The organism is Kitasatospora sp. NPDC059327 (genome assembly GCF_042752535.1).
Taxonomy (GTDB): Bacteria; Actinomycetota; Actinomycetes; order Streptomycetales; family Streptomycetaceae; genus Kitasatospora.
The window spans coordinates 186,706-200,439 of record NZ_JBHYYB010000006.1 but is presented as its reverse complement, the minus strand read 5'-3'; the positions used below and the strand labels follow the sequence as shown (position 1 = coordinate 200,439).

At 72.8% G+C, this 13,734-nt stretch carries 14 protein-coding genes and 2 tRNA genes; 5 read left to right on the top strand and 11 right to left on the bottom strand.

Going from position 1 to position 13,734, the window contains the following annotated elements; all coding sequences use genetic code 11:
- Positions 1-27 precede the first annotated feature (27 nt).
- From ACFXHB_RS06575 to ACFXHB_RS06545, 7 genes are all read right to left on the bottom strand, one after another.
- The gene (locus ACFXHB_RS06575; protein WP_380572624.1) at positions 28-648 is read right to left on the bottom strand and encodes a response regulator; all 621 of its coding nucleotides are present in this window, start codon (positions 646-648) and stop codon (positions 28-30) included.
- Positions 649-725: 77 nt separating this feature from the next.
- Positions 726-1,955, bottom strand: a complete 1,230-nt coding sequence (locus ACFXHB_RS06570; RefSeq protein WP_380572623.1) for a sensor histidine kinase — start codon at positions 1,953-1,955, stop codon at positions 726-728.
- A gap of 92 nt (positions 1,956-2,047) precedes the next feature.
- On the bottom strand, positions 2,048-2,896 hold the full coding sequence (locus ACFXHB_RS06565; RefSeq protein WP_380572622.1) for an ABC transporter permease: 849 nt from the start codon (positions 2,894-2,896) through the stop codon (positions 2,048-2,050).
- Complete coding sequence (locus ACFXHB_RS06560; protein ID WP_380572620.1) at positions 2,893-3,897, bottom strand: ABC transporter ATP-binding protein; 1,005 nt, start codon at positions 3,895-3,897, stop codon at positions 2,893-2,895. The genes ACFXHB_RS06565 and ACFXHB_RS06560 overlap by 4 nt, the downstream gene beginning before the upstream one ends.
- A gap of 232 nt (positions 3,898-4,129) precedes the next feature.
- A tRNA-Gly gene (locus ACFXHB_RS06555) sits at positions 4,130-4,205 on the bottom strand.
- Positions 4,206-4,245: 40 nt separating this feature from the next.
- Positions 4,246-4,318: transfer RNA gene (locus ACFXHB_RS06550), tRNA-Gly, on the bottom strand.
- A 130-nt stretch (positions 4,319-4,448) separates the two neighbouring features.
- Positions 4,449-4,766: an Lsr2 family protein gene (locus ACFXHB_RS06545; protein WP_238860361.1), complete on the bottom strand. Its 318-nt coding sequence runs from the start codon at positions 4,764-4,766 to the stop codon at positions 4,449-4,451.
- Positions 4,767-5,232: 466 nt separating this feature from the next.
- On the opposite strand from ACFXHB_RS06545, the gene purS reads away from it, so the two are divergent.
- From purS to ACFXHB_RS06525, 4 genes are all read left to right on the top strand, one after another.
- Positions 5,233-5,487: a phosphoribosylformylglycinamidine synthase subunit PurS gene (purS, locus tag ACFXHB_RS06540; RefSeq protein WP_380572619.1), complete on the top strand. Its 255-nt coding sequence runs from the start codon at positions 5,233-5,235 to the stop codon at positions 5,485-5,487.
- On the top strand, positions 5,484-6,161 hold the full coding sequence (gene purQ, locus ACFXHB_RS06535) for a phosphoribosylformylglycinamidine synthase subunit PurQ (RefSeq protein ID WP_380572618.1): 678 nt from the start codon (positions 5,484-5,486) through the stop codon (positions 6,159-6,161). Before purS ends, purQ begins: the two co-directional genes overlap by 4 nt.
- Positions 6,161-8,416 carry a phosphoribosylformylglycinamidine synthase subunit PurL gene (gene purL, locus ACFXHB_RS06530; protein WP_380572616.1) on the top strand — a complete coding sequence of 752 codons (2,256 nt, stop codon included), beginning with the start codon at positions 6,161-6,163 and terminating at the stop codon, positions 8,414-8,416. The genes purQ and purL overlap by 1 nt, the downstream gene beginning before the upstream one ends.
- Before the next feature lie 112 nt (positions 8,417-8,528).
- Positions 8,529-9,356, top strand: a complete 828-nt coding sequence (locus tag ACFXHB_RS06525) for a sterol carrier family protein (protein WP_380572615.1) — start codon at positions 8,529-8,531, stop codon at positions 9,354-9,356.
- A gap of 24 nt (positions 9,357-9,380) precedes the next feature.
- On the opposite strand, the gene ACFXHB_RS06520 is transcribed toward ACFXHB_RS06525, so the two are convergent.
- From ACFXHB_RS06520 to fbaA, 4 genes are all read right to left on the bottom strand, one after another.
- The gene (locus ACFXHB_RS06520) at positions 9,381-9,725 is read right to left on the bottom strand and encodes a hypothetical protein (RefSeq protein ID WP_380572613.1); all 345 of its coding nucleotides are present in this window, start codon (positions 9,723-9,725) and stop codon (positions 9,381-9,383) included.
- 165 nt (positions 9,726-9,890) lie between these two features.
- The gene (locus tag ACFXHB_RS06515; RefSeq protein ID WP_380572612.1) at positions 9,891-10,820 is read right to left on the bottom strand and encodes a DUF3152 domain-containing protein; all 930 of its coding nucleotides are present in this window, start codon (positions 10,818-10,820) and stop codon (positions 9,891-9,893) included.
- A 231-nt stretch (positions 10,821-11,051) separates the two neighbouring features.
- The gene (locus tag ACFXHB_RS06510; protein ID WP_380572611.1) at positions 11,052-11,465 is read right to left on the bottom strand and encodes a DUF3151 domain-containing protein; all 414 of its coding nucleotides are present in this window, start codon (positions 11,463-11,465) and stop codon (positions 11,052-11,054) included.
- Between the two features lie 73 nt (positions 11,466-11,538).
- A complete protein-coding gene (gene fbaA / locus ACFXHB_RS06505) occupies positions 11,539-12,561 on the bottom strand; it encodes a class II fructose-bisphosphate aldolase (protein ID WP_380572609.1) in 1,023 nt (340 codons plus the stop codon).
- A 324-nt stretch (positions 12,562-12,885) separates the two neighbouring features.
- On the opposite strand from fbaA, the gene ACFXHB_RS06500 reads away from it, so the two are divergent.
- Entirely contained in the window at positions 12,886-13,605 is a 720-nt protein-coding gene (locus ACFXHB_RS06500) for a DedA family protein (RefSeq protein WP_380572607.1), read from the top strand.
- Positions 13,606-13,734: the final 129 nt, after the last annotated feature.

The following is a 13,734-nucleotide window of genomic DNA, read 5'->3' as shown; positions in this document are numbered from 1 at the left end:
CGCGGCCGGACCGGGACCGGGCAGGTCTCAGATCCAGCCGTGCTCGCGGGCGATCCGCACCGCCGCGTGGCGGTTCTCGGCGCCCAGCTTGCCGGCGGCCGAGGAGAGGTAGTTGCGGACCGTGCCCTGGGAGAGCGCGGCCCGCTCGGCGATCTCGGCGATCGAGGTGCCGTCGGCGGCCAGTTCCAGCACGTCCGTCTCGCGCGGGGTCAGCGGTGTCTCTCCCGCGCTGATCGCGTCCGCGGCCAGCTCCGGGTCCACGTACCGGCCGCCCGCGCGCACCGTGCGGATGATCCCGGCGAGGTCCGCCGCGGAGACGGTCTTCGGCAGGAAGCCGCGCACCCCGACCTCCAGCGCGCGCTTCAGGTAGCCCGGGCGGCCGTGCCCGGTGACGATCATGGACCGGCAGTCCGGCAGCAGCCGGCGCAGCTCGGTGGCCACCTCGATGCCGTCCAGCCCGGGCATCTGGAGGTCCAGCACCGCGATGTCCGGGCGGTGCGCCTTCGCCATCGCCACCGCCTCCGGCCCGGAGGCGGCCTGGGCGACCACGGTGATGTCCTCCTCCAGGGAGAGCAGCGCGGCCAGCGCCCCCCGGATCAGGTGCTCGTCGTCGGCGAGCAGGACGCGCACGGGGGCGGGGTCGGTCATCGGGGGCCTTCTTCCGGACGGGAGCGGTGGTCGGTCGGGGCCGGGTCCCGCTCGATGGCGGCCCGGGCCCGGCGGGGTCAGAGCGGGACGCTGGCGAACATCCGGAACCGGCCCGGACCGACGTCCGGGACGGTCAGCTCGCCGTCGTGGACGGCGAGGCGCTCGCGCAGTCCGCGCAGGCCCGTCCCGCCGCCCTGGGACGGCAGCGGCACGGCCGGTACCCCGTCATTCTCCAGCTCCAGCACCGCCCGGCCGTCCTCGCGCCGCAGCCGGATCGAGCAGCGGCCGGCCTCGCTGTGGCGCAGCACGTTGGTGGTGGCCTCGCGGATCACCCAGCCGAGCACCGACTGCACCGGCAGCGGGAGTTCGTCGGCGTCCTCGCCCAGGTCGATCTCGCAGGCCACGTCGGCGGCGCGCAGGACGGCGCGGGCGCCGATGGCCTCGGCGTGCAGGTCCGCCGTGCGGTAGCCGCGGACCACGTCCCGGACCTCGCGCTGGGACTCCTGCGCGATCCGCTGCACCTCGGTCATCTGGTCGGCGGCCTCCGGCCGGCCCCGGCGGGCCAGTTGGACGGCGAGTTCGCTCTTCAGCGCGATGGTGGTGAGGTTGCGGCCCATCACGTCGTGCAGGTCCCGGGAGAACCGCAGCCGCTCCTCGGCGACGGCCAGCCGGGCCTGGGCCTCCCGGGCGGTGTCGAGCTCCCAGACGACCGACTGCAGCCAGGCGAAGCTGCGGCAGCTGAAGCCGATGAAGGCGAACCCGACCAGGTTGCCGACCAGCAGACCGGTCGTCGTCGGGGCGCCGAGCCCGGCCATCAGGGCCGCGGGGGCGACCAGGAGCTGGGTCGACAACCCGGCGAGGCAGGCCCAGCGCGTCCGCAGGCCCACGCTCGCCGGGCAGAAGGCGGTGGACAGCAGGGCGGAGACGACCACGGTGGTGAACGGTGGTGCGTCCGGGCTCCCCGGTCCGCCGTCGGCCGGGCCGAGCAGCAGGACGGCCCAGCAGCCGGCCACCGTCACGGCGGCCAGGGCGACGAGCCAGCGCAGGTGGTCGGTGGGCCGCTTCAGGTAGTGGTCGAGCGAGGTGCGCAGGGCCCGGAGGGTGAGCAGGGTGACGGCCAGGCCGACGACCAGGCAGACCCGGGCGCTGTCGTCGGCGTCCGGCCGGCCGGTCTGGGCGGTGGTGGCCAGCACGATCAGCGCGAGCATCATCAGCGGGACGAGGTAGAGCGACCAGCGGAGGTAGAGCTCGGTGCGCTGGGGTTTGCTGTACCCCTTCCAGCGACGCCTCGGCGTCAGGACGGCCATCTCTCCCGCTCCCCCTTCGATCATGATCGTGTTGCGCTCTTCCTATCAGGTGGGGGCGCGGTCCGGTGGGGGAGCGGGTGTCCGGGGCCGGTTCAGCGGCGGGGTTCCCAGCGGAAGTAGCGCACGGCGCCCCAGGCGGCCAGGGCGAGCCAGACCGTTCCGGTGACCAGGTGCGGGGCGGCGGTGGCCCAGGTGCCGGCGAAGCCGGTGGCGGCGGCGGAGCCGTCGGTGCCGAACCAGCCGAGGCGGATCAGCTGGAAGGCCGGGGTGGTGGGCAGCAGCCGGCAGACGTCGGCCATCCGGTCGGGCATGACCTCCAGCGGGACGAACAGGCCGGAGCCGAACTGGGAGAGCAGCAGGACGGGCATGGTGGTGATGCCGGCGCTCTCGACCGTCTTGGTGAAGGCGCTGGAGACGGCGGCCAGTGCGATCAGGGTGCCGATCGCCAGCACCAGCCCGGCGGCCATCAGCAGCGGGTTCACCGGTGCGCGCAGGTCCAGGGCGGCGGCGCCGCCGACGGCGACCACCAGGCACATCAGCAGGGCCAGGCCGACCGAGGGCACCGCGGTGCCGGCCAGGATCTCGATGTCCCGGGCCTCCCCGGTGCGCAGTCGCTTCAGCACCAGCTCGCCGCGGCGGGCCACGTAGGCCGCGGTCAGGTTGTAGTAGACGACGAAGGCCAGCACCATCCCGACCGCCCCGTTGACCAGCAGGGAGTCGACGTCGAGGCCCGGGTTGGTCTCGGCCTGCTGGTCGAGCACGCTCTTCAGCCCGCCGATCAGCAGCAGCGGCAGCAGCAGGGCGGTGAACAGCGCCGTCCGGTTGCGCAGCAGCAGGGTGCCTTCGGCCCGGCCGAGGGCGAGCAGCCGGCGGCCGGTGGTGCTCCGGGGGCCGCCGGAGCTCTGCGTGCCGGTGGCGGTGCGGGCGGTGGCGGTGGTCATCGGGAAAGTCCGATCAGGCGGCGGCGGGCGGAGGGAGCGGCGGGGGCGTCGGCCGGGGGCTGGTGCGCGGCCTCGGAGGCGATCGCGAGGAAGGCCTCCTCCAGCGAGGCACTGCGGGCGTCGAGCGCGCCGAGCGCGATGCCGTGCCGGGCGGCCCAGCCGAGCAGGTCGGTGAGGGTGGCCTGGAGCTGCCCGGTCTGCACGGTGATCCGCCGGCCGTCCGCGACCAGGGTGGCCCCGGCCAGCGGCGGGAGGGAGGCTCCGGTGAACTCGGGGAGTTCGAAGCTGATCCGGGAGGGGCGGCCGGCGATGACCTCGGCCACGGTGCCGGCGGTGACGATCCGGCCGCGGTGCATGATGGCCAGGCGGTCGGCCAGCTCCTCGGCCTCCTCCAGGTAGTGCGTGGTGAGCAGCACCGTGGTGCCCTGGGCGCGCAGTTCGCGGACCAGGCGCCAGACGGCGGCGCGGGCCTCGGGGTCCAGCCCGGTGCTGGGCTCGTCCAGGAAGAGCACCTCGGGCCGGCCGAGCAGGGCCATCGCGAGGTCGAGCCGGCGGCGCTCGCCGCCGGAGAGCTGCTTGACCCGGACACCCCGGCGGTCGGCCAGGCCGACCAGCTCCAGTGCCTCCTCCAACGGGCGGGCGCCGCTGGTCATCCCGGCCCAGCTGCGGCCGGTCTCGGCGACGGTGAGGTCCCCGGGGAAGCCGCCCTCCTGGAGCATGATGCCGATCCGGGGGCGGAGGTCGGCGCGCTCGCGGTACGGGTCGTGGCCGAGGACGCGGACCGCGCCGGTGGTGGGGGCGGCGAGGCCCTCGATCAGCTCCATGGTGGAGGTCTTGCCGGCCCCGTTGGTGCCGAGCAGCGCGAACAGCTCGCCGCGGCCGACGGTCAGGTCGAGGCCGCGTACCGCGTGGTAGCCGGCGTTGCCGGAACCGTAGTGGCGGTGGAGGTCGGTGACCTCGATCACATGATCGCTCGCGGTGCGCGGCCGGCTCGTTTCCATGGCTCAAGCCTTCCGCCGCCCGGGGGCCGCGGGCAGTGCGCGGTCTCATGGGAACGGGGTGCGGATCCACGGATCGGCGATGACAAATGTCATCGGCGGGAGCCGGACGGGAAAGCGCCGGGCAAGCCGTGGGCAAGCCCGGGACAAGCCGCGGTGGGACCGGCCGGAGATCCGCACGGGCCTGCGCGGGGGAATGCCGAAGGGCCCCCTCGATCGAGGGGGCCCTTCGTACTGGAGCGGACGACGAGATTCGAACTCGCGACCCTCACCTTGGCAAGGTGATGCTCTACCAACTGAGCCACGTCCGCAGGATGGAACTATTGAGTTGTGCTGTGCTCGCACACTGCGAGCGGACGACGAGATTCGAACTCGCGACCCTCACCTTGGCAAGGTGATGCTCTACCAACTGAGCCACGTCCGCACGGTGCCTGGTGGGGCACCGGCCGCCTCTTCGGATCTCTCCGTTGCGGCGACGAGGATTACTCTACCCCATCCGTCGGGGTGGTCGCCCCACCCTTTCGGGGCAGGTGGGACGACCGGGTCCGGCGGGGTCAGTTCGCCTCGGCGAACGCCTCGTAGACGTGCTTGGGGATGCGGCCGCGGGCGGGCAGCTCCATGCCGCGCGACTGGGCCCAGGCGCGCACGGCGGCCGGGTCCGGGGTGAGCGCGGTGCGGCGGAAGGACTTACCGGTACGGCTCTGGCGGCGGCCGGCCGCGACGAACGGGGCGAGGGCCTCCCGCAGCTTTTCCGCGTTGTCCAGGGACAGGTCGATCTCGTACGACTTCCCGTCGACGCCGAAGTGGACGGTTTCTGCGGCGGCGCCGCCGTCCAGGTCGTCGGAGAGCGTGACAACTACACGCTGAGCCATGGGTGTCAATCCTCTCGGGCAATTCGGCCGAAGGGCGCGGGGTGCGCTCCCGTGGCCTGATGTGCACTACTCGCCCAAGTGCGTACGGGCAGGCCTGATGGCGTGCCGGATACGCAGCACTTGCCGCGGCAGGTGGCCCTATTCTGCACCCGAAGCGGGTCGAAATCGAAGAGTCCGGCTTTCTTTTCCGTATATTCACGTGTCTTCGGCGGAGTGCCGGATACCCGGTGCACTCGGCTGGCCGATCTGTCCGGAGTGCCGGTATTCGGGTGCTCTTCGGCCGTTCTCGCGCGGGCCGCCGAATCCGCCGAAATGGGGTGGCCGTCGGGGGGTCCGGGGAGCCGGAGCCCTTGTGGCGTAAGGGTCGTGAGTCTACGCGCGTCACCCTCACCGGCCAGCAAAGTCACCCGAAACCCCCGGTAGTCTGGAGTTCCCCCGCCTCACGAAGACACCACCGGGAGTGCCAGTGGCACGCGTCGTAGTCGACGTCATGCTCAAGCCGGAGATCCTCGACCCCCAGGGACAGGCGGTGCAGCGCGCACTGCCCCGTCTCGGATTCACCGGGATCGCCGACGTCCGCCAGGGCAAGCGCTTCGAGCTGGAGCTGGAGGGCCCGGTCGACGACGCCGCGCTCGCCCGTATCCGCGAAGCCGCCGAGACCTTTCTCGCCAACACCGTGATCGAGGACTTCACCGTCCGCGTCGAGGAGGAGGGCAGGTGACCACCCGAGTCGGCGTCGTCACTTTCCCCGGTTCCCTCGACGACCGCGACGCCCAGCGCGCGGTCCGCCTGGCCGGCGCCGAGCCGGTCGCCCTCTGGCACCGTGACAAGGATCTCCACCAGGTCGACGCCGTCGTCCTGCCCGGCGGATTCAGTTACGGCGACTATCTGCGCTGCGGCGCCATCTCCCGCTTCTCGCCCGTGATGGACAGCATCATCGAGCAGGCGAAGCTGGGAATGCCGGTTCTCGGTATCTGCAACGGCTTCCAGGTGCTGTGCGAATCGCACCTGCTGCCCGGCGCGCTCACCCGCAACGACTCGCTGCACTTCGTCTGCCGCGACCAGAAGCTGCGGATCGAGAACGCCGGCACCGCGTGGACCCGGGATTACACCGCCGGCCAGGAAATCGTCGTCCCGCTGAAGAACGGCGAGGGCCGCTTCGTCGCCGACGAGCACGTCCTGGACGCGCTGGAGGCGGAGGGCCGGGTGGTCGCCCGTTACCTGGACGTCAACCCGAACGGTTCGTACCGCGACATCGCCGGCATCACCAACGCCGCCGGCAATGTCGTCGGCCTGATGCCGCACCCGGAGCACGCCGTGGAGCCGCTCACCGGCCCGACCACCGAGGGCCTGGGCTTCTTCACTTCCGTCCTGAAGCAGCTGGTGAACGCCTGATGACCCTCGACACCGTCAAGAACGCCGAGCAGACCCCGGACTCCGCCCAGCCGTGGGCCGAACTCGGCCTCAAGGAGGACGAGTACGCCCGCATCCGGGAGATCCTCGAACGCCGCCCGACCGGCGCCGAGCTCGCGATGTACTCGGTCATGTGGTCGGAGCACTGCTCCTACAAGAGCTCCAAGGTGCACCTGAAGCAGTTCGGCGAGAAGGTGCCGGAGAACGACGCGATGCTCGTCGGCATCGGCGAGAACGCCGGTGTGGTCGACGTCGGCCAGGGCTACGCGGTCACCTTCAAGGTGGAGTCGCACAACCACCCGTCGTACATCGAGCCCTACCAGGGCGCGGCCACCGGCATCGGCGGCATCGTGCGCGACATCCTCGCGATGGGCGCCCGCCCGGTCGCCGTGATGGACCCGCTGCGGTTCGGTGCGGCCGACCACCCGGACACCCGGCGCGTGCTGCCCGGGATCGTCGCGGGCATCGGCGGCTACGGCAACTGCCTGGGCCTGCCGAACATCGGCGGCGAGGTCGTCTTCGACTCCTGCTACCAGGGCAACCCGCTGGTCAACGCGCTCTGCGTGGGCGTGATGAAGCACGAGGACATCCACCTCGCGCAGGCCTCCGGCGCCGGCAACAAGGTCATCCTCTACGGGGCCCGCACCGGCGGCGACGGCATCGGCGGTGTCTCGGTGCTCGCCTCCGAGACCTTCGACGCCACCGGCCCGGCCAAGCGCCCGGCCGTCCAGGTCGGCGACCCGTTCCAGGAGAAGCTCCTCATCGAGTGCACCCTGGAGATCTTCTCCGAGAAGCTCGTCAAGGGCATCCAGGACCTCGGCGGCGCCGGCCTCTCCTGCGCCACCTCCGAGCTGGCCTCGGCCGGCTCCGGCGGTATGCGGATCGAGCTCGACACCGTGCCGCTGCGCGACAACACGCTCTCGCCCGAGGAAATCCTCATGAGCGAGTCGCAGGAGCGCATGTGCGCCATCGTCGAGCCCGGCAAGGTCGACCGCTTCCTGGAGATCTGCGAGAAGTGGGACGTCATCGCCACCGTCATCGGTGAGGTGACGGAGGGCGAGCGGCTGGAGATCTTCTGGCACGGCGAGCTGGTGGTCGACGTGCCGCCGCGCACCGTCGCCCACGAGGGCCCGACCTACCAGCGCCCGTACGCCCGTCCGAGCTGGCAGGACGCGCTGCAGGCCGACGCCCCGAGCGCCGAGCGGCTCGCCCGCCCGACCACCGGCGAGGGCCTGAAGGCCGACCTGCTCAAGGTCGCCGGCAGCCCGAACCAGGCCTCCAAGGCGTGGATCACCGACCAGTACGACCGCTACGTGCTCGGCAACACCGTCCTCTCGGTGCCCGAGGACTCCGGCATGATCCGGATCGACGAGGAGACCAACCTCGGCGTCTCGGTCGCCACCGACGGCAACGGCCGCTACACCAAGCTGGACCCGTACACCGGTGCCCAGCTGGCCCTCGCCGAGGCGTACCGCAACGTCGCGGCCGGCGGTGCCAAGCCGCTCGCGATCTCCGACTGCCTCAACTTCGGCTCCCCCGAGGACCCGGACGTGATGTGGCAGTTCGCCGAGGCCACCCGGGGCCTCGCCGACGCCTGCCTGGCACTCGGCACCCCGGTCACCGGCGGCAACGTCTCGCTCTACAACCAGACCGGCGAGACCGCCATCCACCCGACCCCCGTGGTCGCGGTGCTCGGCGTCATCGACGACGTCACCCGGCGCACCCCGATCGGCTTCGCCGAGGAGGGCCAGCTGCTCTACCTGCTCGGTGACACCGAGGACGAGCTGGGCGGTTCGGCCTGGACGCAGGTGGTCCACCAGCACCTCGGCGGCCTGCCGCCCAAGGTCGACCTGGACCGCGAGAAGCTGCTCGGTGAGATCCTGATCGCCGCCTCGCGCGACGGCATGATCGACGCCGCGCACGACCTCTCCGACGGCGGCCTGGGCCAGGCGCTGGTGGAGAGCTGCCTCAAGGGTGGCCACGGCGCCCGGATCATCGTGCCCGAGGGCCAGGACCCGTTCGTGTTCCTGTTCTCCGAGTCGGCCGGCCGCGCGGTCGTCGCGGTGCCGCGCAGCGAGGAGCTCCGGTTCAACGACATGTGCACCGCGCGTGGCCTGCCGGCCACCCGGATCGGTGTGGTCGACGGTGATGTCCTGGACGTCCAGGGCCAGTTCACCGTCTCGCTGGCCGAGCTGACGGACGCCCACACCGGCGTCATCGAGGCTCTGCTCGCCTGATGCGGCGGGCCCGGGCGTCCCGGAGGCGAGCAGTCTCCGGGACGCCCGGGCCGAGGACCGAAGGGCGGTCGACCCCCCGGGGCCGGCCGCCCTTCGGCGTACGCTGCGGGGCATGCCTCCCAAGTCCCGTACGTACCAGCCCCAGAAGGTGCGCGCCGCGCTCGCCGCGCAGACCGGGGCGCTGCGCACCGCCGTCCGCGAGCTCTGTGCCGATCCGGCGGCCGAGCCGCTGCTCGCCCGGCCGACCCGGGTGGGGCGGTGGTCGGTGCGCGAGCTGCTGGCCCATCTGGCGGTCCAGCTCGACTGGGTGCCCGCCCACCTCGACGACCCGTTGGAGGGGCGGCCGCCGCTGGACCTGCTGGGCTGGGTCTCCCGGGTCGCCGAGGTCGCCCCGCTGCTGGACGCCGGGGCGCGCGAGCACGCGGCCGCGGAGTTCGGGGGCTCCCCGGCGGCCGTGGCGACGGCCTTCGAGCGGGCCGCCGACGCCCTGCTCGCGGCCCTGGACCGGCCCGAAGCCGCCGACCCGCAGCGCCGGTTCGAGATCCGGCTGGGCTCGATGCTGCTCTCCGACCTGCTGGTGACCCGGCTGGTGGAGACGGTCGTGCACGCCGACGACCTGGCCGACGCGCTCGGCACGGCCGCGTTCCCGCACGACCGTCAGGCGCTCGCCGCCGTCACCCGGCTGCTGGCCGACGCCTTCGCCGACCGCACCCCCGGCGGGGCCGTCGAGCTGCGGATCCCGCCGTACGCCGTGGTGCAGGCCGTCGAGGGTCCCCGGCACACCCGGGGCACCCCGCCGAACGTGGTCGAGACCGACCCGCTGACCTGGATCCGGCTCGCCACCGGCCGGACGGACTGGGCCACCGCGATGGACGCCGCCGCGCTGTCGGCCAGCGGCGAGCGCAGTGACCTCGCGGCCTATCTGCCGGTCCTCGGATAGCCCGCCCGCCCGCCGGGGCCGGTGCTACGGGCGCAGCCGGGCGGCGAGCCGCTCGGTGGCCCGGCGCAGGGCCTCGCCGGTCAGGGCGGGCTCCGGGGCGGCGTTCGCGGTGTCCTGGGAGAGGGTCAGCGCGAGGTCGCCCTTGCCCCGGGCGGCCACCCGGGCGACGCCCACCGACCCGCTGCCGGGGGTGACCTCGGTCCGGCCGGCGGTCGGCCGCGCGTCGGCGAACCGCTTCAGCCCGTCGGTGCCGAGGTGACCGGCCCGCTGGATGTACGGCAGCATCATGGTGCCCGCGCGCCCGTCCTCCGGGACGGCCGGCAGGTCGATCCGGACCGGGGTGGAGCCGACCGTGTAGGCGCAGGTCACCCAGGCACTCGAGGGCGTGGCCGGGACCGAGGCCAGGCCGGGCGGGGCGGAGTCCGGTCGCGGTGGCGGTGCGGTCCGCTGTCATGCCGTCAGCCTGGAACGGCCCTGTCCCGGGTGGTCGGTGACCAGGTGTCGGATCCGTCCCGGCCCGGCCGGGAGCCCCGGTCAGGGGACCGACGGGCCGCCGAGGTAGCCGCCGTCCGCCGCGTACGGCCAGGCGTTGGGCGCGCAGCCCTTGAGGCCGTAGATCTGCTGCATCATCGCGGGCGCGGGCCTGCCCTTGCCCGGGCAGGTCTCGTGCCCGTGGCCGATCCGGTGGCCGACCTCGTGGTTGACGATCAGTGCCCGGTACTCGTCGAGCGGGCCGCTGAACTGCGGTGAACCGGTGTTCCAGCGCTTGGCGTTGACCAGCACCTGGTTGCCGACGTTGCAGTTCACCTCGCCGCGGGTGTTCAGGCCGGCGGCCCCGCAGATCCGGTCCACGGCGTCCGGCGAGGCGATCTTCACGGTGAAGTCGTAGGCGCCGGCGGCCACCAGATGGAAGCCGTTGCGGCGGTCGTTGGTCCAGCCGCGCGGGTCGGCGAGGATGCTCTGCACCTGCGTGGCGGCCGCGGCCGGGTCGATGCCGATGCCGTCCTCGACCTCCACCCGGTAGCGGCGGACGGGGCCCTTGCCGACCGGTGCGGCCGCGCCCCGGGCGACGGTGAAGGTGCCCGCGCCGGTGGTCGGGCCGGGGTCCGGGGCACCGGGATCGGCGCCGCCGGGGGTCGCGGTGGGTGACGGCGCCGGCGGCGGGGTCGACGGGGTCGACGGGGCCGTCGGTGCGTCCGGCGGGGCCGTCGGTGTGGTCGCCGTCGGCGGGGCCGGTGCCCCGGTGGCCGGGGCGGCGGGCGGCGTGCGCACCTCGGGCGGGGGGATCCGGCCCTGCGCGGTCGGCCCGGCGGCGGGCCGGGGCTCGGGGCGGTCGAGCATGACGAGCGTGACCCCGAGGACGGCCACCGCGGCGGTCAGTGCGGCGATCATCCCGGGGCGGCGCCGCCGGCCTGCTCTCCGGCGGCGGCGGGAGCCGCGCTGGTCGGGTCTGGCTGCGGGCACGGTGAGGCTTCCTGTCGGACCGGTGGGGTCGCGGAGCCGTCGAACGTACGTGCGCCCCCTCGCCCGAACACCCTGACACGGAGACCCGGTGGATGTCCACATACCGCGTATGCATCATGCCGCGTACGCACCGCGGCAGGAGGCCGCCCCCGTCCCGCCGGAAGGGGCGGTGCGGGGGCGGCCGGTGCGGGCGGGTCGGCCCGGTGGTGCCTACGGAGGGTCGCGGGGTGGTCAGCCCAGCATGGCGGCGGCGGTCGGCGAGCTGTCCCGGAGGAACTGGGCGCAGCGCTCGGCCTCCTCCTTCTCGTCGATGGCCGCGGCGGCCCGGCCGAGCCCGTGCAGCGCCCGCAGGAAGCCGCGGTTCGGCTCGTGCTCCCACGGCACCGGGCCGTGGCCCTTCCAGCCTGCCCGGCGCAGCGAGTCCAGCCCGCGGTGGTAGCCGGTGCGGGCGTACGCGTAGGACTCGACGGTGCGGCCGGCGGCGAAGGCGTCGTCGGCGAGCTGGGCCCAGGCCAGCGAGGAGGTCGGGTACTTCGCCGCGACCTCGGCCGGGGAGGCGCCGCCGGCCAGCAGCTCCAGCGGAGCGGGCTCGGCGGGCAGGTGCGTCGGGGGCGGACCCCCGAGGAGGTTCTGGTGAATGCTCATGGCCCCCAGTGAACCACTGGGGGCCATGGGCGGGGGACCGGCCGCGGTGCGCGGCGCGGCTCCCGGGTGGTGCCTACTTCAGGCGGTTGCCGGCCGAGCGCAGCTGCTGGGCGGCCTCCAGCACGCGGGCGGCCATGCCGGCCTCGGCCAGCTTGCCCCAGGTGCGCGGGTCGTAGGTGTTCTTCTTGCCGACCTCGCCGTCGACCTTCAGCACGCCGTCGTAGTTGCGGAACACGTGGTCCACGACCGGGCGGGTGAAGGCGTACTGGGTGTCGGTGTCGAGGTTCATCTTCACGACGCCGTTCTCCAGCGCGGTGGCGATCTCCTCGGCGGTGGAGCCCGAGCCGCCGTGGAAGACGAAGTCGAACGGGTCCTTCTTGCCGTACTGGGCGCCGATCGAGTCCTGCAGCTCGCGCAGCAGCTCCGGCTTCAGGACGACGTTGCCCGGCTTGTAGACGCCGTGCACGTTGCCGAAGGAGGCGGCCAGCAGGTAGCGGCCCTTCTCGCCCAGGCCCAGCGCCTCGGCGGTGCGCACGGCGTCGTTGACGGTGGTGTACAGCTCGTCGTTGATCTCGTGCGTGACACCGTCCTCCTCGCCGCCGGTCGGGGTGATCTCGACCTCAAGGATGATCTTGGCTGCGACGGCCTGGGCCAGCAGCTCCTCGGCGATGGCCAGGTTGTCGTTCAGGGTCTCGGCGGAGCCGTCCCACATGTGCGACTGGAACAGCGGGTTCAGGCCCTTGGCCACGCGCTCCGCGGAGATCGCCAGCAGCGGGCGGACGTAGCCGTCCAGCTTGTCCTTGGGGCAGTGGTCGGTGTGCAGCGCGACGGTGATGTCGTACTTGGCGGCGACCACGTGGGCGAACTCGGCGAGCGCGACGGCGCCGGTCACCATGTCCTTGTTGTGCTGACCGCCCAGGAACTCCGCACCACCGGTCGAGATCTGGATGATGCCGTCGCTCTCGGCCTCGGCGAAGCCGCGCAGTGCGGCGTGCAGGGTCTGGGAGGAGGTGACGTTGATGGCCGGGTAGGCGAACTTGCCCGCCTTGGCCCGGTCGAGCATCTCGTTGTAGACCTCGGGAGTTGCGATGGGCATGCGAATCCGCTCCTGTCGGGTTGCGGCGTACGGACGGTGCTGTCCGACGCTGTGTACGCCTCTGTGACGACTCCGGGGTACCGGGGCCAACGCGCGGCTCTGCGGGACGGCCACCTGTACCAAGGTTCGACGCGGCCACCGCGGTACGACAATGAGGGTGTTGCGACCGCGGTCCGGACGCCGGGGCCATCTTCCCATCCCGGGCCCCGGCACCACCATGTGGCCCGCCTGTCGGGACGGCCGACCACGTGCGACGGAGGGATGACGGACATCTCGCCCCCCGGGCGGAGGTTTGCGTCAGGACGGGCCCGCTATCCTGCGCCCGTGGACTACAACCAGCTGGCCGTCAACTTGCTCGACGCCAAATCACTGATCTCGTCCCTCGGCGCCATCGGGCTGATCGCGATCATCTTCGCCGAGACCGGCCTGCTGGTCGGGTTCTTCTTCCCGGGCGACTCACTGTTGATCATCGCCGGGGTCGCCTCCTCCAACGCCGCCTCGTCGGTGCTCGGGGAGGGGACGAAGCTGCCGATCGCGGCCCTGCTGATCGGTGCGCCGGTGGCCGCCGTCGCGGGCGCCCAGCTCGGGCACCTGATCGGGGTGAAGGTCGGGCCGAAGATGTTCGACAAGCCCGAGTCGAAGATCTTCCGGCGCGAGTACGTGCAGAAGGCGGAGGAGTACTTCAACAAGTTCGGACCGGGCAAGGCCGTGGTGCTGGCCCGCTTCATGCCGATCGTCCGGACCTTCCTGAACCCGGTCGCGGGCACCCTGGAGATGCCGGCCCGGACGTTCTTCCTGTGGAACGTGGTCGGCGGCGTGCTGTGGACCGAGTCGATGCTGCTGATCGGCTACTTCTTCGGTGACGCGCTCGCCCCGGTGATCGACAAGTACCTGATCCCGGCGGTGCTGCTGATCGTGCTGCTGTCGATCTCGCCGATCCTGGTCGAGGTGGTGCGCGAGCGCCGGAAGAAGAAGGCCGGCGGCGCCGAGGCCACCGAGGCCGAGACCGCGCAGGCGGGTGCCGGGCGTCACCGCCGCGGCTGAGCGCCCTCACGACGAACGGCCGGGGCCGGGGGGGGTGTTAAAGGGTAAAAACGACCGCCCCCCCCCCCGGGAGGGCGAATAACATAGCAAGCAGGACGGAGACCCAGAAGCACATGAAAACACCACCCC

Excerpts from the sequence above, each read along its gene's own strand:
- ACFXHB_RS06575 (WP_380572624.1), bottom strand. The coding sequence starts at position 648 with ATGACCGACCCCGCCCCCGTGCGCGTCCTGCTCGCCGACGACGAGCAC.
- ACFXHB_RS06570 (WP_380572623.1), bottom strand. The coding sequence starts at position 1,955 with ATGGCCGTCCTGACGCCGAGGCGTCGCTGGAAGGGGTACAGCAAACCC.
- ACFXHB_RS06510 (WP_380572611.1), bottom strand. The coding sequence starts at position 11,465 with ATGAGCATTCACCAGAACCTCCTCGGGGGTCCGCCCCCGACGCACCTG.
- ACFXHB_RS06560 (WP_380572620.1), bottom strand. The coding sequence starts at position 3,897 with ATGGAAACGAGCCGGCCGCGCACCGCGAGCGATCATGTGATCGAGGTC.
- ACFXHB_RS06525 (WP_380572615.1), top strand. The coding sequence starts at position 8,529 with ATGCCTCCCAAGTCCCGTACGTACCAGCCCCAGAAGGTGCGCGCCGCG.
- fbaA (WP_380572609.1), bottom strand. The coding sequence starts at position 12,561 with ATGCCCATCGCAACTCCCGAGGTCTACAACGAGATGCTCGACCGGGCC.
- ACFXHB_RS06545 (WP_238860361.1), bottom strand. The coding sequence starts at position 4,766 with ATGGCTCAGCGTGTAGTTGTCACGCTCTCCGACGACCTGGACGGCGGC.
- purL (WP_380572616.1), top strand. The coding sequence starts at position 6,161 with ATGACCCTCGACACCGTCAAGAACGCCGAGCAGACCCCGGACTCCGCC.
- ACFXHB_RS06565 (WP_380572622.1), bottom strand. The coding sequence starts at position 2,896 with ATGACCACCGCCACCGCCCGCACCGCCACCGGCACGCAGAGCTCCGGC.